At 72.8% G+C, this 26769-nt stretch carries 24 protein-coding genes; 15 read left to right on the plus strand and 9 right to left on the minus strand.

Annotation, left to right across the window (positions count from 1 at the left end):
• Positions 1–428 (minus strand): homogentisate 1,2-dioxygenase (locus tag ACYF6T_RS35480; protein ID WP_461701723.1); only part of this gene is annotated, 428 nt, incomplete at its 3' end.
• 151 nt (positions 429–579) lie between these two features.
• Here ACYF6T_RS35480 and ACYF6T_RS35485 point away from each other — a divergent pair.
• From ACYF6T_RS35485 to ACYF6T_RS35530, 10 genes are all read left to right on the plus strand, one after another.
• Positions 580–1176, plus strand: a complete 597-nt coding sequence (locus tag ACYF6T_RS35485; protein WP_461701724.1) for a hypothetical protein — start codon at positions 580–582, stop codon at positions 1174–1176.
• Positions 1173–1790: a TetR family transcriptional regulator gene (locus ACYF6T_RS35490; protein WP_461701725.1), complete on the plus strand. Its 618-nt coding sequence runs from the start codon at positions 1173–1175 to the stop codon at positions 1788–1790. Before ACYF6T_RS35485 ends, ACYF6T_RS35490 begins: the two co-directional genes overlap by 4 nt.
• Before the next feature lie 103 nt (positions 1791–1893).
• Positions 1894–4125 (plus strand): molybdopterin oxidoreductase family protein, encoded by a 2232-nt coding sequence (locus tag ACYF6T_RS35495; RefSeq protein ID WP_461701726.1) that lies wholly within the window; start codon positions 1894–1896, stop codon positions 4123–4125.
• A gap of 122 nt (positions 4126–4247) precedes the next feature.
• Positions 4248–5624, plus strand: coding sequence for a CitMHS family transporter (locus tag ACYF6T_RS35500; protein ID WP_461701727.1), 1377 nt, complete (start codon positions 4248–4250; stop codon positions 5622–5624).
• Between the two features lie 30 nt (positions 5625–5654).
• Positions 5655–6878, plus strand: coding sequence for an MFS transporter (locus ACYF6T_RS35505; RefSeq protein WP_461701728.1), 1224 nt, complete (start codon positions 5655–5657; stop codon positions 6876–6878).
• A 57-nt stretch (positions 6879–6935) separates the two neighbouring features.
• On the plus strand, positions 6936–7517 hold the full coding sequence (locus tag ACYF6T_RS35510; RefSeq protein WP_461701729.1) for a hypothetical protein: 582 nt from the start codon (positions 6936–6938) through the stop codon (positions 7515–7517).
• An 82-nt stretch (positions 7518–7599) separates the two neighbouring features.
• Positions 7600–8721, plus strand: coding sequence for a class F sortase (locus tag ACYF6T_RS35515; RefSeq protein ID WP_461701730.1), 1122 nt, complete (start codon positions 7600–7602; stop codon positions 8719–8721).
• A 215-nt stretch (positions 8722–8936) separates the two neighbouring features.
• Entirely contained in the window at positions 8937–10274 is a 1338-nt protein-coding gene (locus tag ACYF6T_RS35520) for an ABC transporter ATP-binding protein (RefSeq protein WP_461701731.1), read from the plus strand.
• 94 nt (positions 10275–10368) lie between these two features.
• The gene (locus ACYF6T_RS35525; RefSeq protein WP_461701732.1) at positions 10369–11757 is read left to right on the plus strand and encodes an aldehyde dehydrogenase family protein; all 1389 of its coding nucleotides are present in this window, start codon (positions 10369–10371) and stop codon (positions 11755–11757) included.
• 11 nt (positions 11758–11768) lie between these two features.
• Positions 11769–12848, plus strand: coding sequence for a Zn-dependent alcohol dehydrogenase (locus tag ACYF6T_RS35530; protein WP_461701733.1), 1080 nt, complete (start codon positions 11769–11771; stop codon positions 12846–12848).
• Here the strand turns inward: ACYF6T_RS35530 and ACYF6T_RS35535 are convergent.
• The 3 genes from ACYF6T_RS35535 to ACYF6T_RS35545 all read right to left on the minus strand — a co-directional run bounded on the left by ACYF6T_RS35535 (position 12838) and on the right by ACYF6T_RS35545 (position 15287).
• Positions 12838–13767, minus strand: coding sequence for a DMT family transporter (locus ACYF6T_RS35535; protein WP_461701786.1), 930 nt, complete (start codon positions 13765–13767; stop codon positions 12838–12840). The two genes, ACYF6T_RS35530 and ACYF6T_RS35535, sit on opposite strands and share 11 nt — an antisense overlap.
• Before the next feature lie 120 nt (positions 13768–13887).
• The gene (locus ACYF6T_RS35540) at positions 13888–14598 is read right to left on the minus strand and encodes an ArsR/SmtB family transcription factor (RefSeq protein WP_461701735.1); all 711 of its coding nucleotides are present in this window, start codon (positions 14596–14598) and stop codon (positions 13888–13890) included.
• A gap of 47 nt (positions 14599–14645) precedes the next feature.
• The gene (locus tag ACYF6T_RS35545) at positions 14646–15287 is read right to left on the minus strand and encodes a TetR/AcrR family transcriptional regulator (RefSeq protein WP_461701736.1); all 642 of its coding nucleotides are present in this window, start codon (positions 15285–15287) and stop codon (positions 14646–14648) included.
• An 89-nt stretch (positions 15288–15376) separates the two neighbouring features.
• Here ACYF6T_RS35545 and ACYF6T_RS35550 point away from each other — a divergent pair, with 89 nt between their 5' ends.
• The 3 genes from ACYF6T_RS35550 to ACYF6T_RS35560 all read left to right on the plus strand — a co-directional run bounded on the left by ACYF6T_RS35550 (position 15377) and on the right by ACYF6T_RS35560 (position 17637).
• A complete protein-coding gene (locus ACYF6T_RS35550) occupies positions 15377–16528 on the plus strand; it encodes an acyl-CoA dehydrogenase family protein (protein ID WP_461701737.1) in 1152 nt (383 codons plus the stop codon).
• 82 nt (positions 16529–16610) lie between these two features.
• Positions 16611–16898 carry a YiaA/YiaB family inner membrane protein gene (locus tag ACYF6T_RS35555; RefSeq protein ID WP_461701739.1) on the plus strand — a complete coding sequence of 96 codons (288 nt, stop codon included), beginning with the start codon at positions 16611–16613 and terminating at the stop codon, positions 16896–16898.
• 112 nt (positions 16899–17010) lie between these two features.
• Positions 17011–17637, plus strand: coding sequence for a TetR/AcrR family transcriptional regulator (locus ACYF6T_RS35560; RefSeq protein ID WP_461701741.1), 627 nt, complete (start codon positions 17011–17013; stop codon positions 17635–17637).
• 3 nt (positions 17638–17640) lie between these two features.
• On the opposite strand, the gene ACYF6T_RS35565 is transcribed toward ACYF6T_RS35560, so the two are convergent.
• On the minus strand, positions 17641–18102 hold the full coding sequence (locus ACYF6T_RS35565; RefSeq protein WP_461701742.1) for a MaoC family dehydratase: 462 nt from the start codon (positions 18100–18102) through the stop codon (positions 17641–17643).
• A 102-nt stretch (positions 18103–18204) separates the two neighbouring features.
• On the opposite strand from ACYF6T_RS35565, the gene soxR reads away from it, so the two are divergent.
• The gene (soxR, locus tag ACYF6T_RS35570) at positions 18205–18681 is read left to right on the plus strand and encodes a redox-sensitive transcriptional activator SoxR (protein WP_461701743.1); all 477 of its coding nucleotides are present in this window, start codon (positions 18205–18207) and stop codon (positions 18679–18681) included.
• Positions 18682–18698: 17 nt separating this feature from the next.
• On the opposite strand, the gene ACYF6T_RS35575 is transcribed toward soxR, so the two are convergent.
• The 3 genes from ACYF6T_RS35575 to ACYF6T_RS35585 form a co-directional block, all read right to left on the minus strand.
• The gene (locus ACYF6T_RS35575; protein ID WP_461701744.1) at positions 18699–19766 is read right to left on the minus strand and encodes an RNA ligase (ATP); all 1068 of its coding nucleotides are present in this window, start codon (positions 19764–19766) and stop codon (positions 18699–18701) included.
• 77 nt (positions 19767–19843) lie between these two features.
• Positions 19844–20572 (minus strand): 3-keto-5-aminohexanoate cleavage protein, encoded by a 729-nt coding sequence (locus tag ACYF6T_RS35580; protein WP_461701746.1) that lies wholly within the window; start codon positions 20570–20572, stop codon positions 19844–19846.
• 1208 nt (positions 20573–21780) lie between these two features.
• Entirely contained in the window at positions 21781–22383 is a 603-nt protein-coding gene (locus ACYF6T_RS35585) for a hypothetical protein (RefSeq protein ID WP_461701747.1), read from the minus strand.
• 233 nt (positions 22384–22616) lie between these two features.
• Here ACYF6T_RS35585 and ACYF6T_RS35590 point away from each other — a divergent pair, with 233 nt between their 5' ends.
• Entirely contained in the window at positions 22617–25397 is a 2781-nt protein-coding gene (locus tag ACYF6T_RS35590; RefSeq protein WP_461701749.1) for a penicillin acylase family protein, read from the plus strand.
• Between the two features lie 21 nt (positions 25398–25418).
• Here the strand turns inward: ACYF6T_RS35590 and ACYF6T_RS35595 are convergent, their stop codons facing one another.
• Positions 25419–26741 carry a serine-threonine protein kinase gene (locus tag ACYF6T_RS35595; RefSeq protein WP_461701751.1) on the minus strand — a complete coding sequence of 441 codons (1323 nt, stop codon included), beginning with the start codon at positions 26739–26741 and terminating at the stop codon, positions 25419–25421.
• Positions 26742–26769 lie beyond the last annotated feature (28 nt).

Below are 26769 nucleotides of genomic sequence, written 5' to 3' on the forward strand. Positions count from 1 at the left end.
TTGGCGTGATACAGGTGCACGGCCATGCCGGTGCGCTGCGTCGCGTCGCCGTTGCCGCCCAGCGTCCACAGTCCGGCGAGGAAGTCGGTGCCCTCCACGGGCTCCGGCAGGGGGTTCCAGCGCAGCCGGTTGGGGTCCGGGACGGACTCGGTGAAGGGAGCCGTGCGGATCCAGCCGTTGTGCGTCTCGGTGAAGGGCGGGTGGGCTGCGGAGGGGCGGATGCGGTAGAGCCAGGAGCGGCGGTTGTGGGCCCTCGGCTCGGTGAAGGCCGTGCCGCTGAGCTGCTCCGCGTAGAGCCCGAGGGGCGCGCGCTGCGGCGAGTTGCGCCCCTCGGGCAGGGCGCCGGGCACCGCCTCGGAGCTGTGCTCGTTGCCGAATCCGCAGAGGTAGGTCAGCCCCTCCGCCCTCTTGCGCGCGTCCCCGCTCATGGTCGCTCCCTCGCGTCCCGATTCCTATGCCACACCGTAGGATTGCGTTTTCGCGGGCGCAAGGGGTCCGTCGGCCCTCCTCACCAGGGAGGAACCAGAACCAGACTCCAGGGGGATTCGGGTGTCGGACCGGTGTTCTAGTCTCCCGGGCATGTCGTGGACGCGGAGAGCACCTGCCGCGCTCGCGGTCTGTGTCCTGCTGCTGACCGGATCCGCGGGCTGCGGGACCAGTGGTGGGGACGAGGGCAAGAACGGCGCCTCGCCCTCACCCGTGGGCAAGCTGCTCGACGAGACGGACAAACAGGGCCGGCACTACCGCGAGGTCGGCAAGAAGGACGCGCCCGAGATCGACGTCGAGGTGCAGCCGGCCGACGACGACACCTGGAACGTACGTCTGATCGTGCGCAACTTCCGCTTCTCACCCGCCGGCGTCCAGGCCCGGGCCGTGGCCGGCCGCGGCTACGCCTACCTCTACGTCGACGGCAGGCTCGTCACCCGGCTGCGCGGCCCCGCCTACCGCCTCCCGGCCCGGCTCGTGCCGCACGGCACCCATCACGTCACCGCCCGCCTCTACGCCGACGACGGCACCGTGTGGGCCGTGGACGGCGACCCCGTCGAGAGCACCGCCGACATCACCGCCTCTGAGGCGCAGGCCTCGCCGAGCGGCGCGACACCGTCCGCCGCGGCCGCCGGGGTCCCGCCCGGCGGGGGGCGAGGTTCACCCGACAGCGCCGGACGGGCATCATGAAACCTGTGCCCCACGCGACCTCGCTCCGCCGCGCGCCCGTGCAGCGGCGCAGTGCCGAACGCCTCACCAGAATCCTCGACGCCTGCGCCGACCTGCTCGACGAGGTCGGCTACGACGACCTGAGCACCCGGGCCGTGGCCCTGCGCGCCGGCGTGCCCATCGGCTCGGTCTACCGCTTCTTCGGCAACAAGCGGCAGATGGCCGACGCCCTCGCCCAGCGCAACCTGGAGCGCTTCACCGAGCGCGTCACCGAACGGCTCGGCCAGACCCCCGAGGGAGGCTGGCGCACCGCCATGGACGCCGTCCTCGACGAGTACCTGGCCATGAAGCGCACCGCGCCCGGCTTCTCCCTCGTCGACTTCGGCAACCAGATCCCGGTCGGCGCCCGCCACGCGGAACCCAACCACCGCGTCGCCGACCGCCTCACCGACCTGCTCTCCGGCTACCTCGACCGGGAACCGGACGACGACCTGCGCCGCACCTTCCTGATCGCCGTCGAGACCGCCGACACCCTCGTCCACCTCGCCTTCCGGGTGGCCCCGGAGGGCGACGAGAAGATCATCGAGGAGGCGCGCGAGCTGCTGCGCGCCTATCTGGCGCGGGTGCTGGACTGACCGCTCGCGGGTTTGCGACCTCACCTCCCGCGGGGGCTCCCCTCCGTGCATACCGGTCGGTATGCTCACCGGAAACCGGCACCGCTGCCCCCCGGGAGGACCCGTGTCCCGCACCGCCCTGCGAATCTGCCCCCTGTGCGAGGCCACCTGCGGGCTGACCCTCACCATCGAGGGCACCCGGGTCACCGGCGCCCGCGGTGACCGCGACGACGTGTTCAGCAAGGGGTTCATCTGCCCCAAGGGCGCCTCCTTCGGCGCCGTCGACGGCGACCCCGACCGACTGCGCACCCCCCTCGTGCGCCGGGACGGCGAGCTGCGGGAGGCGAGCTGGCAGGAGGCCTTCGACGCGGTCGCCGCCGGCATCCGACCCCTCCTCGAACGCCACGGCCCGCACGCCGTGGGCGTCGTCCTCGGCAACCCCAACGTCCACACCATGGCCGGCGCCCTCTACCCGCCGGTGCTGATCGCCGGCCTCGGCACGCGCAGCATCTTCACCGCCTCCACGGTCGACCAGATGCCCAAGCACGTCTCCAGCGGCCTGCTCTTCGGCGACGCCCACGCCATCCCCGTCCCCGACCTGGACCACACCGACCACCTGCTGCTGATCGGCGCCAACCCCCTGGAGTCCAACGGGAGTCTGTGCACCGCCCCCGACTTCCCCGGCAAGCTCAAGGCCCTCAGGGCGCGCGGCGGCACCCTCACCGTCATCGACCCCCGCCGCACCCGCACCGCCCGCCTCGCCGACCGCCACATCGCCATCCGCCCCGGCGCGGACGCCCTGCTGCTGGCCGCGATGACGCACGTACTCTTCGAGGAAAACCTCGTCGAGCTCGGCGAGTTGGCGCCGCACGTCGAAGGCATCGAGGAACTGCGGGCGGCGGTAGAGGAGTTCACCCCCGAGTCCGTCGCCGCGGCGGCCGACGTGGACGCCGGGCTGATCCGCACGCTCGCCCGCGAACTCGCCGCCGCCCCGACGGCCGCCGTCTACGGCCGCATCGGCAGCTGCACGGTCCCGTACGGCACCCTCGGCAGCTGGCTCGTCGACGTCCTCAACATCCTCACCGGCAACCTCGACCGGCCCGGCGGCGCGCTGTTCCCGCAGGCGGCCACCGACAAGACGCCCCGGCCCGCCGGTCCCGGCCGCGGCTTCGCGCTCGGCCGCTGGCACTCGCGGGTGAGCAACCACCCCGAGGCGAAGGGCGAGTTGCCGTTGTCAGCGCTCGCCGAGGAGATCGACACCGCGACCGAGGAGGGCGAACCGATCCGGGCCCTGATCGCCGTCGCCACCAACCCCGTGCTCTCCGCACCCGACGGCGACCGCCTCGACAAGGCCCTCGGCTCCCTCGACTTCATGGTCAGCGTCGACCCGTACCTCAACGAGACCTCCCGCCACGCCGACGTCGTCCTGCCGCCGCCCCCGCCCTCCCAGAGCGCCCACCACGACTTCGCCTTCAACGCCTTCGCGGTGCGCAACCAGGTCCGCTACACCCGCCCCGCCGTCCCCCTGGAGCCCGGCCGCATGGCCGAGACCGAGATCCACGCCCGGCTGATCCTGGCCGTCACCGGCATGCACGGCGCCGACCCCGCCGCCGTCGACGACATGGTCATCGGCCAGACCCTCGGCAAGGCGGTGCGCGAGGCGCACTCGCCCGTGCACGGCCGCGACCCGCGCGAACTCGCCGCACAGCTCACCGGCCTCGACGGCCCCGAGCGCCGGCTCGACATGATGCTGCGCCTCGGCCCCTACGGCGACGGCTTCGGCGTGCGACCGGACGGGCTGAACCTCACCAAGCTGCTCGCGCACCCGCACGGCATCGACCTCGGACCGCTCGGGCCCCGCCTGCCGCAGCCGCTGAAGACCCGCTCCGGCCGGATCGAACTGCTGCCGCGGCCGATCGCCGACGACCTGCCCCGGCTGCGGCGCGCGCTCGACGAGGCACCCGCCGGCCTGGTCCTCGTCGGCCGCCGCCACCTGCGCTCCAACAACAGCTGGATGCACAACGTCCCCGCCCTGACCGGCGGCACCAACCGCTGCACCCTGCACATCCACCCCGAGGACGCCGAACGGCTCGGCGTGCGCGACGGCGCCGAGGTCCGCGTCAAGGGCGCCGGGGGAGAGGTCGTCGCGCCCGCCGAGGTCACCGACGGCGTCCGGCCCGGCGTGGTGAGCCTGCCGCACGGCTGGGGCCACGACCGGGCCGGCAGCCGGCTGAGCCACGCCCGGAAGGACCCCGGCGTCAACGTCAACCAGCTCCTCGACGGCAGCCTGCTCGACCCGCTGTCGGGCAACGCGGTCCTCAACGGCGTACCCGTCGACCTCACACCCGCGCTGTGACCTGCGGTTTTGCTCTTATTGCTCACGCGCCGACCACTTGTTAACGCCGTTGGAACACACCTAACGTTCCTCGCACCGCCTGCCCGGTGGGATGTTCAAGGGCGAACGTTAGGTATCCACTCATGCTGACCATCCTCGGCTTCGCCATGATCGCGACCTTCCTGGTCCTGATCATGCTGAAGAAGATGTCGCCGATCGCGGCGCTCGTGCTGATTCCCGCGCTGTTCTGCGTGGCCGTGGGCAAGGGCGCCCACCTCGGCGACTACGTCATCGACGGCGTCACCGGCCTCGCCCCCACCGCGGCGATGCTGATGTTCGCGATCGTCTACTTCGGTGTGATGATCGACGTCGGCCTCTTCGACCCGATCGTCCGGGGCATCCTGCGCTTCTGCAAGGCCGACCCGCTGCGCATCGTCGTCGGTACGGCCGTCCTCGCCGCGATCGTCTCCCTCGACGGCGACGGCTCCACCACCTTCATGATCACCGTCTCGGCGATGTACCCGCTATACAAGCGCCTGAAGATGAGCCTGGTCGTGATGACCGGTGTCGCCGCGATGGCCAACGGCGTGATGAACACCCTCCCCTGGGGCGGCCCCACCGCCCGCGCCGCGACCGCGCTGAAGCTCGACGCCAGCGACATCTTCGTGCCGATGGTCCCCGCGCTCGCCATGGGCCTGGTCTTCGTCCTCGTACTCGCCTACGTCCTCGGCCGGCGCGAGCGCAGGCGGCTCGGCGTGCTGACCCTGGACGAGGTGCTGGTCGAGGAGAAGGAGACGGTGCTCGTCGGCGCCGGCAAGTCCTCCGCCCCCGCCGGGGGTGCGGGCGGCGGGCTGCCCGACGAGCCCGAGGACGAGGGCTTCCAGGGCCTCGACCCGGACCGCGCCACCCTGCGCCCGAAGCTGTACTGGTTCAACGCGCTGCTGACCGTCGCCCTGCTCACCGCCATGATCATGGAGTGGCTGCCGATCCCGGTGCTGTTCCTGCTCGGCGCGGCCCTGGCGCTGACCGTCAACTTCCCGCACATGCCCGACCAGAAGGCCCGCCTCGGCGCCCACGCCGAGAACGTCCTCAACGTCTCCGGCATGGTCTTCGCCGCCGCCGTCTTCACCGGCGTCCTCCAGGGCACCGGCATGGTCGACCACATGGCGAAGTGGCTGGTCGCCAACATCCCCGACGGGATGGGCCCGCACATGGCCCTCGTCACCGGCGTGCTGAGCATCCCGCTCACGTACTTCATGTCCAACGACGGCTTCTACTTCGGCATCCTGCCCGTCCTCGCCGAGGCCGGCCACGCCCACGGCGTCTCCTCGCTGGAGATCGCCCGCGCCTCGCTGGTCGGCCAGCCGCTGCACATGTCGAGCCCGCTCGTGCCGGCCGTCTACGTCCTGGTCGGCATGGCGAAGGTGGAGTTCGGCGACCACACCCGGTTCGTGGTCAAGTGGGCCGCCCTGACATCACTCGTGGTGCTCGGGGCAGGAATCCTGTTCGGCATCATCTGATCACCTGATCACTCGACGGAGGTTCGTCCCATGGGGCCCGGTGGGAACCGCGGCTGGCTGCTCCGCCTCGTCATCGCCTTCTCCTTCGCGCAGGGGGCGGTGTCGATGGCCCGGCCCGCCGTCTCCTACCGGGCCCTGGCGCTGGGCGCCGACGAGCGCGCGGTCGGCGTCATCGCGGGCGTCTACGCCCTGCTGCCGCTCTTCGCCGCCGTGCCCCTCGGCCGCCGCACCGACCACGGACGCTGCGCGCCGCTGCTGCCGGTCGGCGTGGTCCTGATAGCCGGCGGCTGCGCGCTCAGCGGACTCGCCGGCTCCCTGTGGACCATGGCCGTCTGGAGCGGGGTGATGGGCCTGGGCCACCTCTGCTTCGTCATCGGCGCCCAGTCGCTGGTCGCCCGCCAGTCCGCCCCGCACGAACAGGACCGCAACTTCGGCCACTTCACCATCGGCGCCTCGCTCGGCCAGCTCGTCGGCCCCATCGCGGCCGGGGCGCTGATCGGCGGTCCGGACCTCGGGGGCACCAGCGCGCTGGCCCTCGTGGTCGCCGGAGCGGGGGCGGCGGTCGCGGTCACCTCGCTGTGGCGCATCGAGGACCGTACGGCCGTCAAGTCCCGTAGCCCGCAAGGCGATCGCATCCCGGTCGGCCGCATCCTGCGTGCCCGGGGCGTGCCCGGCGGCATGCTGGTCAGCCTCTCCGTGCTGTCCGCGACCGACGTCCTCACCGCCTATCTGCCGGTGGTCGGCGAGCACCGGGGCATCGCGCCGTCGGTCGTCGGCGTGCTGCTCAGCGTGCGCGCCGGCGCGACCATCGCCTGCCGACTGGTGCTCACGCCGCTGCTGCGGCTGCTGGGCCGGCCCGCCCTGCTCACCGTGACCTGTCTGCTGGCCGCGCTGCTGTGCGCCGGCATCGCGCTGCCGGTGCCGGTGTGGGTGCTCGGCCTGATGCTGGCCGTGCTCGGCTTCTGCCTGGGCGTGGGCCAGCCGCTGTCCATGACGACGGTCGTCCAGGCCGCGCCGGACGATGCCCGCTCCACGGCCCTCGCCCTGCGCCTGACCGGCAACCGGCTCGGCCAGGTCGCGGCGCCCGCGGCGGCGGGCCTGGTGGCAGGGGTCGCGGGCGTGGCGGCGCCGTTCGTGATGCTGGGCGCGCTGCTGTTGCTGTCCTCGGGAGTGGCGCTGCGGTCGCCTGCTCCGGACGGAGGAAATCGGACGGAGCGCCGGGCGAGGATCCCGCACTCCGCGCGCCGTATGTGAAAGAGAGTCAGACGAACTGCGATTTGTACGAAAATCGTCTGACTCGGAGGAACTCGCATGCTCGCCACGTCCCTTCCCCGCCGCGCCGGTGTCAGCACCGTCGCGCTGGCGGCCCTGACCCTCGCGGGAAGCGCCCTCATGGGGACCCCCGCCAGCGCGGCCGCCAACGGAGACGTCAAGATCCACCAGGAGGGGTCCGACGTCGACGAGCAGTCCAATGACCCGCACGTCTGCCACTTCTACCTGGACGCCTTCAACTTCGACCCGAACGAGGCGATCACCTGGACGATCGTCGGCCAGGCGCCGACGCCCAACGCCGGCACCGCCTCGGGCTCGGTCACCGCGGACGCGACGGGCGCCGCGCACACGGACCCGGTGGCCTTGCCCGACGGGCACTACAAGCTCACGTGGCGCACCGCCGACGGCGACGGCAACGGCAAGCACAAGACGTTCTGGGTCAACTGCGCCTCGCCGTCGCCCGCCGGCTCGCCCGGCCCCAACGGCGGGCCGCCGGCCGGCGGAGGCGGGCTGGCCCGTGACGCCGCCATCAGCCCGGTCGCCGGTGCCGCCGCCGTGGGGCTGGTCGCGGTCGGCGGGGCGGTCTGGCTCCGGCTCCGCCGCCGCCCGCATGGCGCGTAGGCGTTCCGCCGGCTGCGCCGAGACGCGCCCCAGGGGCGAGGGCGGGACGCGCCGACGCGCGTCCGCGGTGCCGTCGCGGGCGGTGACACCCCGCGGCGGCCCCACCCCGGCCTACGGTGCCACCCCGGCCTACGGCTCCGGCTCGCCGTACCGGCACCGGGCCAGGCCCTGGTACCGGACGCGTGCCTACCGGCTGATGCGCACGTGCGTCCTGTCCGTCGTGCTGGTGGTCGGCGGAGTCTGGTGGGCCCAGGACAAGGGGTCGGCGGGACCGGCCGACTCCGCGTCCGGCACGGCGGCCGACCCCGCCGCGCCCGGCGACTCCCGCCCTGCCGGGCCGGGCGACTCCGGCTACGCCGGGGCCGGTGACCCGCGCACTGCCGGGCCGGGCGATCCCCAGCCTGCCGGGGCCGGTGACCCGCGTGCTGCCGGGCCGGGCGACTCCGGCTACGCCGGAACCGGTGATCCGCGCGCTGCCGGGCCGGGCGACGCCGGCTCTGCCGGGGCCGGTGACCCGCGCGCTGCCGCAGCCGGTGACCCCCGCGCTGCCGGGTCGGGTGACTCCCGCCCTGCCGGAGCCGGAGCCCCTCGCCCCGCCGCGCCGGGCGACCCGCAGCCGGCCGGGGCTGGAGCCGGCGCCGGTGTCCCTCGTCGCGTCGGGCAGGATGGCCCCCAGTCCACCGGGGCCGGTGCCCCCCGCCCCGCGCGTCCCGGCCGGAGGCCGGCCGCCGCCCCGCCCCGCACCCTGCCCCGCTCCCGCCCGGCCCGCGTCGTCATCCGCTACATCGGCGTCGACGCCCCCGTCATCGGCCTCGGGCTCGACCGCGCGGGCCGGCTCACCGCCCCGCCGGAGGGCGACGCCGACCAGGTCGGCTGGTACCGGGACGGACCCTCGCCGGGCGAGCAGGGCACCGCCGTGCTCGTCGGGCACCTCGACACCGAGACCGGCCCCGCCGTCTTCGCCGGCCTCGACGAACTCGCCGCCGGCCACCGCGTCGAGGTGCGCCGCGCGGACGGACGTACCGCCGTCTACACCGTCGACGCAGTGAAGACGTACGAGAAGGCGCACTTCCCCAACCGGGAGGTCTACGGCGACCGGGGGCGCCCGGAACTGCGGCTGATCACCTGCGGCGGCGCCTTCGACCGCCGTACCGGATACGCGGGCAACACCGTCGTCTTCGCGCATCTGACCGGCAGCCGGTGACCGGCGGCCGCTGACGGAGAGCCGCTGGCCGAAGTAGCTGAATCCGGGCGTCCGCTTTCTCACCTGCTGGACCGGACCTCCCGATCCCGCCCGATCTCTTCCCCCGGGTGCATACATTCCGTTAACTTCCGTGACCCACAGGCCCCGTGTGAACCGCACGGGACCCTCCGACCGCGGAGCACCAGCGCCTGACCGAGCCCCCGGGGGCACCCCACATGACACGCGCCATCTCTCTGCACGACGTGAGCAAGAGCTACACGCGAGGCGTTCGCGTGGTGGACCGGCTGTCGCTCGCCATCGAGCCCGGCGAGTTCCTCGTGCTGCTCGGGCCGTCCGGGTGCGGCAAGTCGACCGTGCTCCGGATGATCGCGGGGCTGGAGGAGATCACCGAGGGGCAGCTCCTGCTCGACGGGGTGCCGGCCAACGACCTGCTGCCGTCCGAGCGGAACATGGCGATGGTCTTCCAGAACTTCGCCCTCTACCCGAACATGACCAGCCGCGGCAACATCGGCTTCCCGCTGCGCGTGGAGAACCCCGGCGAGGACCCGCGCCCCCGCGTCGACGCCACCGCCCGCATGCTCGGCATCGAGGACCTCCTCGACCGCTTCCCCAGCCAGCTCTCCGGCGGCGAACGCCAGCGCGTCGCCATGGGCCGGGCCATCGCCCGCCACCCCTCCGCCTTCCTGATGGACGAGCCGCTGTCCAACCTGGACGCCAAGCTGCGCAACCATCTGCGGGCCGAGATCTCCGCGCTCACCCGGGAGCTGGGCGTCACCACGGTGTACGTCACCCACGACCAGGCCGAGGCGATGTCGCTCGGCGACCGGATCGCCGTGCTGCGCGGCGGCGTCCTGCAGCAACTGGGCACCCCGCGCTCGGTCTACGCCCTGCCGCGCAACGTCTTCGTCGCCGCGTTCATCGGCACCCCGCGCATCAACCTGCTGCGCGGCCTGGTGCGCGCGCCGCTCGACGGGGCGATGACCATCAGCCTCGGCAAGCAGTATCTGCGGCTGCCCGAACCCCTGTCCCTGGACCACCAGTTGCTGCGCGTGCAGCAGGGCCGCGAGGTGATCGTCGGGCTGCGTTCGGAGGCGATCCGGATCGCCAAGCGCAGCTCCGCGCGGCCCGGGGAGGTCCCGCTGACCGGGCTGGTGGAGCACGTGGAGTTCCAGGGGCACGAGGTGCTGGTGCACTTCAACACGGGGTCCCAGCCGGCCGTCGTCCCCGACCTGGAGGCGCCGCGCCCCGCGGGCCGGCCGTCCCGGCGGCGCCGTCGGGAGGGCGGTACGACCGTCCTGGGCCGTCTCAGGGAGCGGGCGGAGGCGCTGCGGGCCGGGCCGGTGGTGGTGCTGGACGACACGACGCACCCCGACCCGACGCCCGCCGAGCCCCGGCTCCCCGGTGACCTGGTCGTGCGCACCACGCCCGACATCGACCTGCGCCGGGGCCTCCAGGTCCCGCTGCTCGTCGACATCGCCCATCTGTTCGTCTTCGACCAGCACGGAGAGCGCATCTGCCCGGCCCCCGACCGGCTGCCCGATCTGGAGGAGTGAGCAGGGTTCTCTGGCGTTTGAAAACTACCGGCGCTAGTTTATGTGCCTGTCGGTAGGTTGTGACGCGGACGACGCCCCGCCCGGAGGAAGCGCGATGAAGGCACATGACGGCATGTACATCGACGGCGCATGGCGGCCCGCCGCGGGCCGGGACGTGATCGACGTCGTCAATCCCGTCGACGAGCAGGTGATCGCCCAGGTCCCCGCGGGCACCGCCGACGACGTGGACGCCGCCGTACGGGCCGCCCGTGCCGCCCTGCCGGCCTGGGCCGCCACCCCGCCCGCCGAGCGGGCCGCCCGGCTCACCGCCCTGCGCGACGTGCTGCTGGCCCGCAAGGACGAGATCGCCGAGACCGTCACCGCGGAACTCGGCGCGCCGCCGGCGTTCTCGCAGAACGTGCACGCCGCCGTGCCCATCGCCGTCGCGGGCTCCTACGCGGAACTCGCCGCGAGCCACCCCTTCGAGGAGCGGACCGGCAACTCCACCGTCCTGCTGGAGCCCGTCGGCGTGGTCGGCGCGATCACGCCCTGGAACTACCCGCTCCACCAGATCGTCGCCAAGGTCGCCCCCGCGCTCGCCGCCGGCTGCACCCTCGTCCTCAAGCCCGCCGAGGACACCCCGCTCGTCGCCCAGCTCTTCGCCGAGGCCGTCCACGAGGCGGGCGTGCCGGCGGGCGTGTTCAACCTCGTCACGGGGCTCGGCCCGGTCGCCGGACAGGCCCTCGCCGAGCACCCGGGCGTCGACCTGGTCTCCTTCACCGGGTCCACGGCCGTCGGCAGGAAGATCGGCGCCACCGCCGGTGCCGCGATCAAGAAGGTCGCCCTGGAACTGGGCGGCAAGTCCGCCAACGTCATCCTGCCCGGCGCCGACCTGGCCAAGGCGGTCAACGTCGGGGTGGCCAACGTGATGTCCAACTCCGGCCAGACGTGCAGCGCCTGGACCCGGATGCTGGTGCACCGGGAGCAGTACGAGGAGGCCGTCGCGCTCGCGGCCGGCGCCGCCGCCAAGTACGGCGAGCGCATCGGGCCGGTCGTGAACGCCAAACAGCGCGACCGGGTGCGGAGTTACATCGAGAAGGGCGTCGCCGAGGGCGCGCGGCTGGTCGCGGGCGGTCCCGAATCCCCGCGCGAGCAGGGCTACTTCGTCGCCCCGACGGTCTTCGCGGACGTCACCCCCGAGATGACCATCGCCCAGGAGGAGATCTTCGGCCCGGTCCTGTCGATCCTGCGCTACGAGGACGAGGAGGACGCCCTGCGCATCGCCAACGGCACCGTCTACGGCCTCGCCGGCGCGGTGTGGGCCGGCGACGAGGCCGAGGCCGTCGCCTTCGCGCGCCGGATGGAGACCGGGCAGGTCGACATCAACGGCGGGCGCTTCAACCCCCTTGCCCCCTTCGGCGGTTACAAGCAGTCGGGCGTCGGCCGGGAACTCGGCACGCACGGCCTCGCCGAGTACCTCCAGACCAAGTCCCTGCAGTTCTGAGGAGCGTTCACGTGGTTCGCGCTGCCGTCCTGCCCGCCGTGGGCGCCCCGCTGGAGATCACCGACATCGAGCTGCCCGACCCCGGACCCGGCCGGGTCCGCGTCCGGCTGGCCGCGGCCGGCGTCTGCCACTCCGACCTGTCCCTGTCCAACGGCACCATGCGCGTGCCGGTCCCCGCCGTGCTCGGCCACGAGGGCGCGGGCACGGTGGTGGCCGTGGGCGAGGGCGTCACCGGGCTGGAGCCCGGAGCGGAGGTCGTCCTCAACTGGGCTCCCTCCTGCGGGAGTTGCCATGCCTGCTCGCTCGGCGAGGTGTGGCTGTGCGCCAACGCGCTGACCGGTTCCGGGGACGTGTACGCCCGCACCGCGGCGGGTGTCGACCTGCACCCGGGCCTGAACGTCGCCGCGTTCGCCGAGGAGACGGTGGTCCCGGCCGCCTGCGTGCTGCCCCTGCCCGACGGCATCCCGCTCACCGACGCCGCCCTCCTGGGCTGCGCGGTCCTCACCGGCTACGGCGCCGTCCACCACTCGGCGCGGGTGCGCCCGGGGGAGACGGTGGCCGTGTTCGGGGCCGGCGGCGTGGGCCTGGCGACCGTGCAGGCCGCCCGGATCGCCGGTGCCGAGAAGATCGTGGTCGTCGACGTCTCGCCGGAGAAGGAGGAGCTGGCGAGAGGGGCGGGCGCCACGGAGTACGTGGTGGCCTCGGAGAACACCGCCCGCGAGATCCGGGCGCTGACGGGGAAGCAGGGCGTCGACGTCGCCATCGAGTGCGTCGGCCGCGCCGCCACCATCCGTACGGCCTGGGACTCCACCCGCCGCGGCGGCCGGACGACGGTCGTCGGCATCGGCGGCAAGGACCAGCAGGTCACCTTCAACGCGCTGGAGATCTTCCACTGGGGCCGCACCCTCTCCGGCTGCGTCTACGGCAACTCCGACCCGGCGCAGGACCTGCCGGTGCTGGCCGGGCACGTCCGCGCCGGCCGCCTGGACCTGGGCGCGCTGGTGACGGAACGGATCGGCCTGGAGGGGATTCCGGCGGCCTTCGAGAACATGCTGGCGGGCAAGGGCGGCCGGGCGCTGGTCACCTTCTGAGGGGTTCCGGGTCGCTCGACGGTCCGGGCGTCTCCGGTACCCGAGCACGGGGCCGCGACCGGGACACCGCCACCCCCGCCAGGCACAGGACGCCACCGCCCAGCGTCGCCGGCCCCGGTACCTCGCCGAGCGTCAGCCACGACAGCGCGACGACCAGGGCGGGGACGGCGTACGTGGTGGCGCCCATGCGGCTGGCGGTCGTACGGGCCAGCGCGTACGCCCACGTGGTGAAGGCGAGCGCCGTCGGGAACACGCCCAGGTAGACCATGTTGAGCGTCGCCGACACGGGCGCGTCGGCGGCCTCGCCCACCAGCTGCCCGGCGAACGGCAGACATCCCACCGCCCCGACGAGACACCCGAACGTCGTCACCTGCAGCGCACTCGCCCTCGCGAGCGCCGGCTTCTGCGCGACGACCCCGCCCGCGTACCCGATCGCCGCGAGCAGGCACAGCACCACGCCCAGCACCGAGGAGCCGCCGCTCCCGGACATCGAGAGGCCGACGACCGCCGCTCCGGCGAACGACACCGCCATCCCGGCCAGCAGCCGTGGCGGCGTCGGATCCCCGAGCAGCCGGGCGCCGAGCAGCGCGATCAGGATCGGCCCGATGTTCACGACCAGGGCGGCCGTGCCGGCGTCGACCTGCTGCTCGCCCCAGTTCAGGGCGACCATGTAGAAGCCGAACCACAGCGCCCCGGATATCGCGATCCCACGCCAGGCGGCGCGCGGCGGCAGCCCTTCCCGCCGTACGAGACAGATCACCCCCAGCGCCAGCGCGCCGGACGCCAGCCGCCCGAGCGCCAGCGCACCGGGGGAGTAGGCGGCACCGGCGCTGCGGATCGAGACGAAGGCCGAGGCCCACAGCACGACGGTGACGGTGGCGGCACCGGCGGCGAGGAGGTCGGTACGGCGGGCGGTCATCATGCTCCTGAGGTTAGGGAGGGGAGGGCGCGCGGGCTGGCGGATTTCGGACGGGTCGTTCGCCGGGGGCGGCCGGGTGTGTGGGGCTCGGCGCCGGTTGTCCGGGTCCGTGCGGGGCGCTCAGTGCAGGGCCGTCGCCTCGATGCCGAGCAGCGCGCTCAGCGCCCGTTCACCGTCCGCCGTCACCTTCACCGCCCGCTCCGTGCCGATGCGCACGCACCAGCCCGTGTCCAGCGCGTGGCGGCACAGGGCCGCTCCGGCCACGCCCGCCAGGTGCGGCCGGCGTTCCGTCCAGTCGAGGCAGGCCCGGGCCAGCGGGCGGCGGCCCTTGTGGGCCAGCGAGATACCGGTGTCGGCGAACCACCGCACTCCCGCGTCCGTGAGCGCGAACCCGGTGTCCTGCCGCAGCAGCCCCCGCGCCGTCAGCGCGTCCGTGACCGCGATCCCGAGCCGCCCCGCCAGGTGGTCGTAGCACGTACGGCCCCGGGCCATGGCCGACAGGGCGCTCGACTCGCGCAGACCGCGTGGCCGTGCGGCGCCCTGCGGGGTCGCCTGGGCGGCCAGGTCCTCCACCAGCTGGGCCACCCGGGCGCCGGCCAGGCGCACGTACCGGTGGCGGCCCTGGCGCTCCTCGGCGAGCAGACCGCCCGCGACGAGCTTGCCCAGGTGCGCGCTGAGCGTCGACGCGGCGACCCCGGCGTGCCGGGCGAGCTCGCCCGCGGTCCACGCGCGGCCGTCGAGCAGGGCCAGCAGGCATGCCGCCCTGGTCTCGTCGGCGATGAGTCCGGCGAGCCGGGCCAGCTCGGGTGCCTGGCGCTCCTTGGTGGTCATGCCCTCCAGGATGGGGCACGGACACTTCGGCGGGCGCCGAAGCGTCGCTACGCCGGCGGCCGTACCTGCTCGTACTGGAGGGCCAGTCCGTCCAGCAGCGCGGTCAGCCCCGTCTCGAAGGCCCGTTCGTCGATCTTCTCCTGCTTCTCGGCGAGGAGGTGCGCCTGACCGAGGTGGGGGTAGTCGGCGGGGTCGTAGGCGGTCTCGTCGTCGACGAAGCCGCCCGCGAACGAGCCGAGCGCGGAGCCCATGACGAAGTAGCGCATCAGCGCGCCGAGGGACGTCGCCTGGGCCGGTGGCCAGCCCGCGCGCACCATCGCGCCGTAGACCGCGTCCGCGAGCTTCAGCCCGGCCGGCCGGCGCCCGGGGCCGGTGGCGAGGACCGGGACGATGTGGGGGTGGTCGCGCAGGGCGGCCCGGTAGGAGACCGCCCAGTCGTGCAGCGCGGTCCGCCAGTCCCGGCCGTCCTCGAACATCGACAGGTCGACCTGCGCGCTCACCGAGTCGGCGACCGCCTCCAGGATCTCGTCCTTGGTGCGGAAGTGGTTGTAGAGGGAGGGTCCGCTGACCCCCAGTTCGGCGGCGAGCCGGCGGGTGGAGACGGCCGCGAGGCCCTCCGCGTCCACCAGGGCCCGCGCGGTCTCGACGATCCGGTCGGTGCTGAGGAGGGGCTTGCGCGGTCGGGCCATGGCGCACATAGTAGGGCTGCGCGACTGAAACTAGCAGTGCTAATTTAAAACCGGATCGTATGGACGACGTTCGAGTGGGGTGACCGGTCGTGAATCTGGAGCTCAGCGAGGAGCAGGCCGCCGTCCGGCGGCTGGCCCGGGACTTCGTGGAGCGGGAGATCACCCCCCACGTCGTCGCCTGGGACCGCGCCGAGGAGGTCGACCGGGGCATCGTGAAGAAGCTCGGCGAGGTCGGCTTCCTGGGCCTGACGATCGACGAGGAGTACGGCGGCTCGGGCGGTGACCATCTCGCGTACTGCCTGGTGACGGAGGAGCTGGGGCGCGGTGACTCGTCCGTGCGTGGGATCGTGTCCGTCTCGCTCGGCCTGGTCGCCAAGACGATCGCCGCCTGGGGCAGCGAGGAGCAGAAGCGCCGCTGGCTGCCGGGGCTGACCTCGGGCGAGTCCGTCGGCTGCTTCGGACTGACCGAGCCGGGCACCGGCTCCGACGCCGGGAACCTCGTCACGCGCGCGGTGCGCGACGGCGACGCGTACGTGATCAACGGCGCCAAGATGTTCATCACCAACGGCACCTGGGCCGACGTCGTCCTGCTCTTCGCCCGCTCCACCGACGCCCCCGGCCACAAGGGCGTCTCCGCCTTCCTGGTCCCCGCCGACACCCCGGGCCTGACCCGCCGCACCGTCCACGGCAAGCTCGGCCTGCGCGGCCAGGCGACGGCCGAGCTGGTCCTGGAGGACGTCCGGGTGCCCGCCTCCGCGCTGCTGGGGGAGGAGGGCAAGGGGTTCTCCGTCGCCATGTCGGCGCTGGCCAAGGGGCGGATGTCGGTCGCGGCGGGGTGCGTCGGCATCGCGCAGGCGGCGCTGGACGCGGCGGTGAGGTACGCCGGCGAGCGCGAGCAGTTCGGCAAGTCGATCGCCCACCACCAGCTGGTCCAGGAGCTGATCAGCGACATCGCCGTCGACGTGGACGCGGCCCGGCTGCTGACCTGGCGGGTCGCCGACCTGATCGACCGCGGGCTGCCGTTCGCGGTCGAGTCCTCCAAGGCCAAGCTGTTCGCCTCCGAGGCCGCCGTACGCGCCGCCAACAACGCCCTCCAGGTCTTCGGCGGCTACGGCTACATCGACGAGTACCCGGCGGGCAAGCTCCTGCGGGACGCCCGCGTGATGACCCTCTACGAGGGCACCAGCCAGATACAGAAGCTGGTCATCGGGCGTGCGCTGACCGGGGTTTCGGCGTTCTGAGGGAACGTCCGAGGGCGGCTGAGTACGTCGGCTGAGTATCTCGGCGGATGTGGGAACGGCCACATCCGCCGATGCTTGTCCCATGAGTGAGACACCGGTCAAGCAGCAGAGCACGGCCGCCTTCCACGGTCAGGCCGTCGCCTCCTTCGCCGTCGCCATGATCGCCACGGCGGTCGGGATCTTCCGGCTGAACGCCGACGCCTGGGTGCGGGGGTTCCTCGGCATCGCCGTCCTGTACCTGGTCACCTCCGCCTTCACCCTCGCCAAGGTCATCCGGGACCGGCAGGAGGCCGGGCAGCTCGTCAGCCGCGTCGACCAGGCACGCCTGGAGAAGCTGCTCGCCGAGCACGACCCCTTCGAGAAGCTCTGAGGCCCGCCGGCCCGCGGTGGCCACCCGCCGAAGCGCTGAGCGGGCACTCTAAGCGCCCGCTCACCTTCAGCGGTATGGTGTTGTCCTTGTCGGTGAGAGGGGCGAGCGAGCGATGAGTACGGCGGAGGAGACGGCCGGCGACGAGACGTCGGCGTGGGGCGAGGTCACGCCCGACGCGGCCCGGCGGCTGCTGATGGCCGCGGTGGAGGCCTTCGCCGAGCGCGGCTACCACGCCACCACCACCCGCGACATCGCGGGCCGCGCCGGCATGAGCCCGGCCGCGCTCTACATCCACTACAAGACCAAGGAAGAGCTGCTCCACCGCATCAGCCGGATCGGCCACGAGAAGGCGGTGGACATCCTGCGGACGGCGGCCCGGCGCGAGGGCACCGCGACCGAGCGGCTCGCCGACGCCGTCAGCTCCTTCGTACGCTGGCACGCGGGCGGCCGTACCACCGCCCGGGTCGTGCAGTACGAGCTGGACTCGCTCGGCCCGGACGCCCGCGCCGAGATCCTGGCGCTGCGCCGGCAGTGCGACGCCGAGGTGCGCGGGATCATCGAGGACGGCATCGCCGCGGGCGAGTTCGACGTGCTGGACGTCAAGGGCACCACCCTCGCCGTCCTCTCCCTCTGCATCGACGTCGCCCGCTGGTTCAACGTCCACGGCCCCTGGACGCCCGACGAGGTCGGCGCGCTCTACGCCGACCTCGTGCTGCGGATGGTCGGAGTGACGAAGTAGCGGTCACAGGTAGTACCGCGACACGGACTCCGCGACGCACACCGGCTTGTCGCCGCCCTCGCGCTCCACGGTGAAGGCGACCGTCAGCTGCACACCGCCCGGCACGTCGTCGACGCCCGTGATCGTCGCCGTCGCCCGCAGCCGCGAGCCGACCGGCACGGGGGCGGGGAAGCGGACCTTGTTGGTGCCGTAGTTGACGCCCATCTTGACGCCCTCGACCTTGAGCAGCTGCGGTCCGAACAGGGGCAGCAGCGACAGGGTCAGGTAGCCGTGCGCGATGGTGGTGCCGAAGGGCCCGGACTTGGCCTTCTCCGGGTCCACGTGGATCCACTGGTGGTCGCCCGTCGCGTCGGCGAACAGGTCGATCCGCTTCTGGTCGACCTCCACCCAGTCGCTGTGGCCCAGCTGCTCGCCCACGGCCGCCTTCAGTTCGTCGGCGGACGTGAAGATCCTCGGCTCTGCCATGTCCCGGCCTCCCGTGCCCTCGTCGCATGTCTAAGCAACTGCTTAGCATGGTCGCCGGGGGAGCCCCTGTCAACGCGCGGACCGGTGGGTAGGGTTCGAGGAGTGCCCCAGATTCCCGAGAAGATCCACGAGCTCACGGTCGGCCGGCTCGCCGCCCGCAGCGGCGCCTCGGTGTCCGCCCTGCACTTCTACGAGTCCAAGGGCCTGATCACCAGCCGGCGCACCGCCGGCAACCAGCGCCGTTACAGCCGCGACACGCTGCGCCGGGTCGCCTTCATACGGGCGGCCCAGCGCGTCGGCATCCCCCTGGCCACCATCCGCGAGGCACTCGCCGAACTCCCCGAGGAACGCACCCCCACCCGCGAGGACTGGGCCCGTCTGTCCGAGGCCTGGCGCTCGGAGCTGGAGGAGCGCATCAGACAGCTCAACCGCCTCCGCGACCACCTCACCGACTGCATCGGCTGCGGCTGCCTGTCCCTGGACAGCTGCGTGCTGTCCAACCCGGACGACGTCTTCGGCGACCGCCTGACGGGATCGCGGCTGATGGTGGAACGGGGCAACGGCCGCCGGGGCGCGTAGCCCGCGGCGGCCGTGGCTCACTCGTACTCCGTTCCGCCCTTGCGGGTCAGGTAGGCCGGGCTGACCGCCTTCGCGATCGCCCTGCCGCCCGTCACCGGGCTGTAGCGCTCCACGGCGGGCCGGACGACGACCCCCTCGCGCAGGTGCAGCCCGCGGCCCGAGACGGTCTCCCGGCCGGCGGCGAGCTCCAGCACCCGCCGCACGTCGTACGGGCCCTCGTACAGCCGGGGCACCAACGGCAGGCGCCCGCCCAGCAGTTCGGCCGCGTCCAGCCAGCGCACGGCGCCGTCGATCTCCGCGGACACGTCGAAGACGGCGTATCCGAGGCTCTCGCGCCGCCCGTCCGCGCCGTACGTCAGGTCCTGCACCCCGGCGCCGTACACCTCGCCGAAGATCCCCACCCGGCGCGCGCCCAGCCGCCCGGCCAGCCGGGCCGCCGCCTCGGCGACACCGTGCGCGCGCACCGCCCGCCAGTACAGGTTGCGCGGATCCTCCTTCAGCGCCAGGGACTTGGCGCCGAAGCCCTTGGAGGAGACGTGCACCCGCCCCGTGTCGGCGACGTAGGTGAGCAGGCACGCCGACCCGTGCACCTTCTCGGTCAGGACCACGGCCTCGCCCGGTGGGAAGATGTCCGGAAACCGCTGGACGTTCTCGATGTCGACCCAGGGCAGCAGGTCGGGCGCGGACTCCACCTCGCCGCTCATCGAGGTCGGGACGGGCGGCACCCACTTGGTGATGCCGAGCACCTCCGCGAAGTCGGTGCGCTGTGCCGCGGCCCGCGCCAGGTCGACGTCCGCGAGCGCCGTCGGCCGGCACACGATGCCCTGCGACAGCTCCCCGCGCAGCCGCACCGCCTTGACGCGGTCCGCGTTGCCGCCCGCCAGCCGCCCGGTCAGCCCCAGCTCCTCGATCAGCCCGGCCGGCAGCACCGACTGCTCGGGGATGTAGAGGGCGGCCTCACCGGTGCGGTAGGCGCCCTTGGCGACGACGGCGCGGTACAGGCCCACCTGGGCCAGTTCGAGCGCGTCGGCGTGGGGATGCTCGTGCACGGTCAGCACTTCGGCGGTGACGCGGTGCGTCGACATGGACAACTCCCGGAGAAGGTCAGCTGGGTTTCATCGCCTCCCCACTGTCCGGACGGGAAAAGGGTGGAGCGAGCGGATTAGCGGCTGTTACCGTCGGGCCGGACCAGCGCCGCCGTCACCAACTCGGCGTTGGACAGCGCCCGTCGGCCGTCTGGCAGGAGCAGCGTGTCCTCCAGGCCGATCCGGGTCGCCAGGCCCAGCCGTCGCGCCAGCCGCAGCACCGGCCAGGCGCCGCCCTCCTCCCCGTGCAGCAGCACCGGGCGTCCGTGCGCCGGGCCGAGGGCGGCCAGCAGGGCACGCGCGCTGTCCTCGGCGGTGTCCGGCGAGGGGTCCGTCACCTCCGCCAGCACCCGCAGCACCCGCGGTCCGAGCGGCGAGGCGGCGAAGCGGGCGGCGCCGTCCGTGCCGGACCAGACGCCGGCCTCGACGCCGACGCCGCGTTCCATCAGGGCGGCGGCCAGTTCCTCGGCGCCGTCCTCGTGCCAGTTGACCGAGGCGTGGTCGGGCAGCACCGTCCAGCTGCGCACGCGCTCGAGGCGGGCCGCCGGGTCGGGTTCCGCCCAGGCGCCGGTGGTCACGCCGACGGGCACGGGCACGGGCACCCGCGCCCGGATGGCCTCCAGGACCGGAGCGACGACGCGGGGGGAGAGCGAGTCGTGTCCGCACGGCGTCTTGGGATGGACATGCACGTCCGTGGCCCCGGCCGCGACGGCCTCCGCCGCGGAGTCGGCCAGCGCCTCGGGAGTCAACGGCACGATCGCGCCGTCGGCGGCATTCCGGGGGCCGTTGAGACACACCTGCACCATGCGTCCGATGGTGCCCTACCCGCGCAGACACACGCACGGGAGCAGCACGCCGAACGGGGCCCCCGCACAGCCAAGGGCCGGTGCGGCCACGAGAGGGTAGGGCCGACAAGCACACGCAGCCCAGAGGGGGCGCAGGAAAGAGCGCGCACAGAAGGACCGCGCCCAGCCAAGAGGGTGCGGTGACGGAGACGGCGCCCGGCGCCCGGAGCACGTGCGGCACCGAGAGGGTGTGGCGCATAGGCCAACAAGCGCACGCAGCCAAGAGTGCGCACAGAGGGACCGCGCCCAGCCATGAGGGTGCGGTGACGGAGACGGCGCCCGGCGCCCGGAGCACGTGCGGCACCGAGAGGGTGCGGCGAATAGGCCAACAAGCGCACGCAGCCAAGAGTGCGTGGAGAGAGACCGCGCCCAGCCATGAGGGTGCGGTGACGGAGACGGCGCCCGGAGCACGTGCGGCACCGAGAGGGTGCGGCGCATAGGCCAACAAGCGCACGCAGCCAAGAGTGCGTGGAGAGAGACCGCGAGCAGCCAAGCGCGCGCTGACGGCAACCGCACCCGGCGCCAAGAGCACGTGCGGCCACGAGAAGGTGCGGCGCAAGAACGCCCGGATGCAGCGCACCCGGCCAGAGAGCCGCGCAGCCACAGCCGGCACAGCCAAAGCCCGCGCAGCCGAACTGCACGCAACGACAGCCCCCGCAGCCAAAGCCGGCATAGCCAAAGCGCACGCAGCCAAGGCGCACGCAACCACAGCCCGCACAGCCAAAGCCCCTCGGCCAGAGCCTGCACAGGCACAGCTCCCACAGCCAAGGCGCGCGCGGCCAAAGCGCACGCAGCCAAAGCCCGCTCGGCCAGAGCCTGCACGGCCACAGCCCCCACAGCCAAGGCACACGCAGCCAAAGTGCACGCAGCCAAAGCCGGCACAGCCAAAGCCCCTCGGCCAGAGCCTGCACGGCTCCCACAGCCAAGGCCCTCGCAGCCGAAGTGCACGCAGCCACAGCCCGCTGGGCCAGAGCCTGCACGGCCACAGCCCCCGCAGCCAAGGCCCGCGCAGCTTAAGTGCACGCAACCACCGCCCCCGCAACCAAGGCCCCCGCAGCCGGAGGTCGTGTGTCGGTTGGGGCGGCCGCGGCCGGGTAGTGCGCGTAAGCGAAGCGAACAGTCCGTGGAAACAGAGGGGGTGCGGCATCCCCGGCGCACCCCCGTCGTGCTCAGGCCGACATCAGCAGCCTGCCGCGCCGTGCGTAGGCGAGGGCCTCGGGCGTGAGCACGGGACGCGGGACGAGGATTCCGCAGTCCGTGCAGACCGGACCCGTCGAGGGTTCGTGATCGAGGTCGTACTTCCAGACCAGCCGCTCCCCGCCGCACACCGGGCACTCGCAGCCCGGCTCCCGCTCCAGCGCGGAGATCAGCCGGCGCAGCACCTCGGCCAGCGGTTCACGGGGGTGGACCCGCGGGTCGTCGCACCACGCGACACCGAAACCGCCCCACGTCATCCGGTGCCAGTCGTCCACGCTGCCGGGCCTGCGCAGCCCGTCGTGCTTCTCCTTCTTGCGCCGCTCGGCGAACTCGACCTCATAGGCCAGCCAGACCGAACGCGCCTCCTCCAGCTCCTCCAGTGCGGCCACGAGCCGCGCCGGATCGGGGGAGCGGTCCTCGGGGCCGAACCCCGCCCGGGAGCACAAGTGGTCCCAGGTCGCCCTGTGCCCGTAAGGAGCGAACCGCTCCAGGCACTTGCGCAGTGAGTAGCGCCGCAGTGCCAGATCGCACCGCGGATCGCGGACCTGTCTCGCCAGACTCCGGAAACCGGCCATCGCCCTGCACCTCCGTCACACCTGCACCTTGTACTTCGGTCACTTCGGCGTCGTCGTACGGACGTCGCCGAATAGACGTATCGACACGCGATTCGGCTCCCTCCCCGTCCATCCGATTTCGGATGGACGCCATAAGCGGCGTACCGATGCCAAAAGTTGACGCATGTTCATCTTCAAAGCCGGGGATACCGGCGGTAACGTCCCGGCTCACCCCCCCGTCGGTAGGAGCTGCCATGCCACGGCGTCCCGCACGTAACCTGCTTGACAGACTGAGAACTCCCAGCGGACTTCCCGGGTTCCTGAAGACCGCTGCGGTATGCGCCCTGATTGCCGGACTTTTGTCCCCGCTTGCCCAGACCACGGCCCAGGCCGCGACCTCGAACGACTACTGCGGCGGCCAGTGTTCCGACATCCTGCCGCCCGGCGAGAACGGCAACGCGACCCTGGCCCAGATCCTGCTCAACCAGGCCTTCGGCTCCCAGCCCGCCCACGCCGAGGACCAGCTCGGCCCCTACGCCAACCTGGCCAAGGGCTACTCGACGCTCACCACGTCGACGATCAACACCTTCTTCAACGACGCGTCGTTCGGGGTCTCGTCCGATCAAGTCGCCTCCACCGAGAAGCCCACCGGGCGCGGCGACGTGACGATCGTCCGCGACAAGAAGACGGGCGTCCCCCACATCACCGGTACCACCAGGTACGGCACCGAGTTCGGAGCCGGGTACGCGGCGGCCGAGGACCGGCTGTGGCTCATGGACGTCTTCCGGCACGTCGGCCGCGGCCAGCTGACCGCGTTCGCGGGCGGCGCGGCCGCCAACCAGGGGCTGGAGCAGCAGTTCTACCGCAACGCCCCCTACTCCGAGGCCGACCTCCAGGCGCAGATCGACAACGCCGTCGCGGCCAACGGCACCCGCGGCCAGCAGGCCCTCGCCGACGCCAACGCCTATCTCGACGGCATCAACTCCTACATCGACGCCTCCGACTCCGGCCGCTACTTCCCCGGCGAGTACGTCCTGACCGGCCACAAGGACTCGATCACCAACGCCGGCACGATCGACCACTTCAAGATCACCGACCTGGTGGCGCTGGCCTCCGTCATCGGCGCCCTGTTCGGCTCCGGCGGCGGCGGTGAGGTCAACAACGCGGTCTCCCTGCTCGCCGCGCAGGAGCAGTACGGCGTCACGGAGGGCACCAAGGTCTGGGAGTCCTTCCGCGAGCGCAACGACCCCGAGGCCGTCCTCACCGTCCACAACGGCGAGAGCTTCCCGTACGCCACCAGGCCCGACAGCCCCCAGGGCGAGGCCCTGCCCGACGCCGGCTCGGTGACCACGGAGCCCCTCGTCTACGACGCCACCGGCACCGGCGCCGACCAGAGCGCCGACGCCGCCTCCGCCGCGGCGACCGCGAGCGCCCTCAGCTCCGCCCGGCGCGGGATGTCCAACGCCCTCGTGGTGAGCGGCAAGTACACCGCCAGCGGCCACCCGGTCGCCGTCTTCGGGCCGCAGACCGGCTACTTCGCCCCCCAGCTGCTCATGCTCCAGGAGATCCAGGGCCCGGGCATCAGCGCCCGCGGCGCCTCCTTCGCCGGCCTGAGCATGTACGTCGAACTCGGCCGCGGCCAGGACTACGCGTGGAGCGCCACGACCTCCGGCCAGGACATCATCGACACCTACGCCGTCGAGCTGTGCCAGGACGACTACCACTACCTGTACCACGGCACCTGCACGGCCATGGACAAGATCGAGCAGAAGAACTCCTGGTCACCGACGACGGCCGACGGCACGGCCGCGGGGTCGTACACCATGCGCGTGTGGAAGACGAAGTACGGGCCCGTGGAGTACCGGGCGACCGTCGGCGGCAAGAAGGTCGCCTACACCACCCTGCGCTCCTCCTACATGCACGAGGCCGACTCGATCATCGGCTTCCAGATGCTGAACGACCCGGACTACGTCAAGAGCCCGCAGACCTTCCAGAGCGCGGTGCAGCACATCAACTACACCTTCAACTGGTTCTACGCCGACTCCTCGCACACCGCGTACTACAACAGCGGGAACAACCCGGTGCGCGCGAGCGGCGTCGACGCCGAGTTCCCGGTCTGGGGGCAGGCCGCCTACGAGTGGCGGAACTGGAACCCCGCCACCAACACGGCCGACTACACCCCGGCTTCCGCGCACCCCAACTCCATCGACCAGGACTACTACATCTCCTGGAACAACAAGCAGGCCCTGGACTACGCGGCCGCGCCCTGGGGCGAGGGCTCCGTGCACCGCGGCAACCTGCTGGAGGACCGGGTGCGGAAGCTGGTCGCCGCGGGCGGGGTGACCCGGACGAAACTGGTGCAGGCGATGGCCGACGCGGCCCTGGCCGACCTGCGCGCCGAGGACGTGCTGCCGAAGCTGCTGAAGGTCATCAACAGCTCCACGGTGACCGACTCCACGGCCGCGGCGGCGGTCGGCAAGCTGCAGGCGTGGGTCAGCGCGGGCGCCCAGCGCACGGAGACGTCGGCGGGCTCCAAGACGTACGCCAACGCCGACGCGATCCGCATCCTGGACGCCTGGTGGCCGCTGCTGGTGAAGGCCGAGTTCCAGCCCGGCCTCGGCAGCGACCTCTACACCGCCTTCACCGCCAACCTCCCCGTCGACGAGTCCCCGTCGGCCGCGCACGGGCCCACCGGCTCGCACGCGGGCAGCTCCTTCCAGTACGGCTGGTGGAGCTATGTCGACAAGGACATCCGGTCGGTGCTCGGGGAGACGGTCCAGGGCCCGCTGGCCGAGAAGTACTGCGGCGGCGGCAGCCTCAGCTCCTGCCGGGACATCCTGATCAGCACCCTGAAGACGGCGGCCGGCACCTCGGCGTCCACCGTCTACCCGGGTGACGACCTGTGCTCGGCGGGCGACCAGTGGTGCGCCGACTCGATCGTCCAGCGCACCCTGGGCGGCATCAAGCACTACAACATCAGCTGGCAGAACCGGCCCACCTACCAGCAGGTGGTGGAGTTCACCTCGCACCGGTAGGCCGGCCCCGTCGGCGGCGGGTCAGCGGATGCGGCCCGCCGCCAGCACCACCCGTGCCAGTTCGGGGTGCACGATGTCGCTGTGCGCCCTGGACGGCGGATCGCCGCGCCGGACCACCTCGGCCGCGTCGATGTTGACGCAGCCGGAGGCGGGCAGCGTGCCGGCGAGGGCGTCGGCGAGGGTGTACGCGCGCGTGCCCGGCACCGCCTGCACCCCGTCGTGCCCCATCGCCCCCCACTTGGCGCCCAGCATCTCCCCGAGGCCGAACCCCTCCAGCAGCCCCTGCGCGTCGCCCGCCATGCGCGAGGCCAGCGGGTAGAGGGTGCCCAGGGCCGAGTCGAAGCGGGAGTAGCAGCACACCAGGGGGCCGTCGACGCGGTTCTGCTGCCCCTGCAGGACGCCTCCCGCGCGCGGGTCGTGCGGCAGCCGCGCGGCGAACGCGTAGTGCGAGAAGGCCCCTTGCAGCAACGTCACCGACTTCACCGTGCGCACCCCGTCCGGCAGCCCGCGCAGCGCGAACGACACCAGCCGCCCGCCGAAGCTGTGCCCGACGAGATGCACCCGCACCTCGGGCGCCCGCTCGGCGAGCTGCCCGACCACCCGGCCGAGCCCGCGCTCGCCGACGGTTCCCGCGCGCCGCTTCATGGCGTAGTACGTCGCCTGCCGCAGCAACTCGTGCGCGCCGTCCCAGGGATTGGGCAGGCCGAACCCCTCCTGGGCGCCGTCCAGTCCGGCCAGCGCCCGCGCGAACGCGTCGCAGACGTCCGCCGTGGACCCCGCGAGCATGTCCGGCTCGTTCTGCGGCACCCCCTCCGCCAGCGTGTCCGCCGCGAACTGCGCCTGCGGCCCCGGCGGCACCACGTCCACCAGCAGCCGCACCAGCCGCCCGAACTCCTCCAGCTCGGCGTCCTCACGCGGCTGCTGGTCCAGCAGCCGCGCCAGCTGGTCGATCACGGTGGCCCGGCCCGGGAAGGACTCCAGCAGCGCGTGCCGGGAGTCCTTGTCCAGCACGGGGCGGCGCGGCATGTCGGCCGCCACGGACCGCGGGAAGTCCGGGATCGGCTCGTCCGCGAACCGCATCGACGGCCAGACGACGCCCACGTACCCGAGTCCGGCCCCCGGCGCCAGCGCGGGGATCGGCGCGAAGAAGCGGCGGTAGAGCCGGGTCGCGCCGGCGCGGTCGTTGTTCCAGCCGTGCGCGAAGACGATCAGGTCGCGGACGCCGTGTCCCGGTACCCCGGTGAGCAGCCGGTCCCGCTCGGCGCCGTCGACGTCACCGTCCGCGTCGAAGGTCAGCTCCCAGTAAGGCCGCACCATCGTTTCCGGCTGTGTTCCCTGCGCCATGACAGGCCCCCTTGTCCCCCGGAGCGGC

The organism is Streptomyces sp. 7R007 (assembly GCF_054850255.1).